This is a genomic window from Arsenophonus sp. ENCA (assembly GCF_002287155.1).
In the GTDB taxonomy this organism is placed as follows: Bacteria; Pseudomonadota; Gammaproteobacteria; order Enterobacterales; family Enterobacteriaceae; genus Arsenophonus; species Arsenophonus nilaparvatae.
On sequence record NZ_NHNG01000239.1, the window covers coordinates 1 to 2,349 of the forward strand.

At 33.9% G+C, this 2,349-nt stretch carries 4 protein-coding genes and 1 pseudogene; 2 read left to right on the forward strand and 3 right to left on the reverse strand.

The features are described from left to right. Window positions 1–92: 92 nt before the first annotated feature. Complete coding sequence (locus CBG25_RS21355; RefSeq protein ID WP_366212734.1) at window positions 93–278, reverse strand: YlaC family protein; 186 nt, start codon at window positions 276–278, stop codon at window positions 93–95. 16 nt (window positions 279–294) lie between these two features. After that, window positions 295–402: pseudogene (locus CBG25_RS21360) on the reverse strand (YlaC family protein); the annotation flags it as partial. A gap of 474 nt (window positions 403–876) precedes the next feature. Between CBG25_RS21360 and cspE the strand changes: the two are divergent. Both cspE and dsrB read left to right on the forward strand, forming a co-directional pair. After that, a complete protein-coding gene (gene cspE, locus CBG25_RS06160; RefSeq protein WP_026823671.1) occupies window positions 877–1,089 on the forward strand; it encodes a transcription antiterminator/RNA stability regulator CspE in 213 nt (70 codons plus the stop codon). 107 nt (window positions 1,090–1,196) lie between these two features. Then, window positions 1,197–1,391: a protein DsrB gene (gene dsrB, locus CBG25_RS06165; protein WP_290605340.1), complete on the forward strand. Its 195-nt coding sequence runs from the start codon at window positions 1,197–1,199 to the stop codon at window positions 1,389–1,391. 586 nt (window positions 1,392–1,977) lie between these two features. On the opposite strand, the gene CBG25_RS06170 is transcribed toward dsrB, so the two are convergent. Continuing rightward, a partial coding sequence (locus CBG25_RS06170) for a transposase (RefSeq protein ID WP_290603757.1) occupies window positions 1,978–2,349 on the reverse strand: 372 nt, incomplete at its 5' end.

The following is a 2,349-nucleotide window of genomic DNA, read 5'->3' on the forward strand; positions in this document are numbered from 1 at the left end:
CTTCATCCGTAATCCTGTTACCGTGACGGTAATAGAATTACACTTTCCATCTCAGAACTCCCCACATCTCCCCGGATCTCCCCACATTTATCTCACGTTTTCGTTTTAAATATCTCACGTCTGATCACAATATCCTTAAAGCGGTATGTTGGTTTGATATCAAACAGTAATGCAGCGGCGAGCAAAAGAAAAAATAGTGTAAAACCGATTGTCCAGTACAAACCAAAGTATGAGGTATGATAGATTAGAATCGCTATTAGCAAGTAAGTCATGACCATTCCTATAACATAGGTATGGATGCGCAGTAATAAACTGCCAATTTAGATAAGGCCTATTATTACGGTTTTGCTGTTTATTTATTTGGCAGAGATTTTCATTCAGGATTACTTTTATCATATCCATGATATTTACCTTAATTGATTAGATTTATAGATGAATCTAAACCCTGAGACTAGTATATTAAATTGCTTGAGTTATCGACATATCTTTTTTCTCTTATTTTAAACAAAATTTCCATTGATTAGGAATTGTCCCAAACAGAAAAAAAATTTATATTTATGGATTTATTTAGATCATTTTGATTTTTTTATTAATTTATTGGGTTAACGAAGAATATTCTTGAAAAAATTCGATTTTTTTCTTAAACAAAAGCATAAAACTATTGATATTATTAACTACTCGTGCGTTAATGGGAGGAAGCCTAATAAACAGATCTATTTTATTTACGACATTTAAGTTAATGTGTTATGAGTAGCGTTATCCTTGATAGCCTTTCGACCGTTTCTTGCTGAGTGCTTCCATGAATTAAATAGTGATGTAGGCTTTTGTATACCTGCCGAAAGCGGCAATGTTTATTAGTTATATAGGAAAAGGCACATGTCTGACAAAATGAAGGGTCAAGTGAAGTGGTTTAACGAATCTAAAGGCTTTGGTTTCATCACTCCTTCTGATGGTAGCAAAGATGTATTCGTTCACTTCTCTGCCATTCAAGGAAATGGATTCAAAACCCTGGCTGAAGGGCAAAATGTAGAATTTACTATTGAAGATGGTTCGAAAGGCCCAGCTGCAGCGAATGTAACTGCTCTTTAAGATTAGTTAAATAAATGGATTTCTTGAAGCCTGTCGTGCAAGCGGCAGGCTTCTTTATTATTTTGTAGTAAAATTTTTGGTACAACATTTAATTTTTGGCATAACCGATGAAAATCAATGATAGCGTTTTAGTAAAGACTGATGGCGCGCAGATGCGTGAAGGTATTATTCGATTAATAGAGCCTTTTAATGAGGGAATAATGTATTTAATTGAGTTGCCTGAATATCCTACTGGTATTTGGTTTTTTAATGAGAATACAGCAGGTGCAGGTATTTATGTGATACCAAAAGAGAGTGACTAAATATAAATTAACATCTTCCTAACTTAGTGAATTATTATTTCTGTACTGAATATCTTTGCCATAGGTAAAGGGTTTTTAAAGCTGATTAAATTGATAATTGTTTTAATAAATAATTTATAACTAAATATGGTTTATAAGCCTATAAGTTAAGGTATTATTTACTAAAAAATTATTATTTTTATATTATATTTTTAAAAATATTTCTTTTATTATTTGTATTATATATTCTAAATTATAAATAAAAACATCTCTATTGAGAATATCTTTATTTTATAAAACATTTTTATATCAAGAATAATATATTTTTTATCGTAAAATAAGTAATTTTTTATATGAAAATATCTTCAATGTTATTTTTGGCCTAAAATTTATTAAATCAGATTTTTACTTATTTAACATATTGAATTGTATGAATTATTTTTAAATTCATTATGAGTCACTGATATTCATAAGGGCACCTCGAAAAACTCAAGATTTTCAATTAACCCTTGGCTTTCATTCTAAATAATTAGATTTTTTTTGATTATCACGCTACTGATTCTATCGCACATTGCCCTGGCTAGGGCCATTTGACCCATTCTGGGCGTCAGAAAGCCACGATGCACGCGCTCTGGAAGTACGCCAACCGCTTTAGGTTGTAACATGCTGCCATCATCGTCATGGCAAAATTAGCGCGCACCTGTCCAATGGTGCGGATCAGTTTTCTACCCATTTGTTCCATCGCCGCAAATGCATGTTCAACCCGTGCCCTAGTCTTTGCAATCCTGTGGTTTCGCCCTTGCTGAGTCTTGGACAACGGTTTGTTTCGATGGCCTTTACGCTGAATCTGGCTCCTATAGCCGTTTGCCTTCAGCCAAGCTTCCCGCTCCGCAGAGGGATAGCCTCGGTCGGCGTAGATATTGCGATTGGTGTTGGCCTTGTCAATGACCCTTTCGAAATGCTGACTGTCGTGGGTGCT

Excerpts from the sequence above, each read along its gene's own strand:
- CBG25_RS21355 (WP_366212734.1), bottom strand. The coding sequence starts at position 278 with ATGGTCATGACTTACTTGCTAATAGCGATTCTAATCTATCATACCTCA.
- cspE (WP_026823671.1), top strand. The coding sequence starts at position 877 with ATGTCTGACAAAATGAAGGGTCAAGTGAAGTGGTTTAACGAATCTAAA.
- dsrB (WP_290605340.1), top strand. The coding sequence starts at position 1,197 with ATGAAAATCAATGATAGCGTTTTAGTAAAGACTGATGGCGCGCAGATG.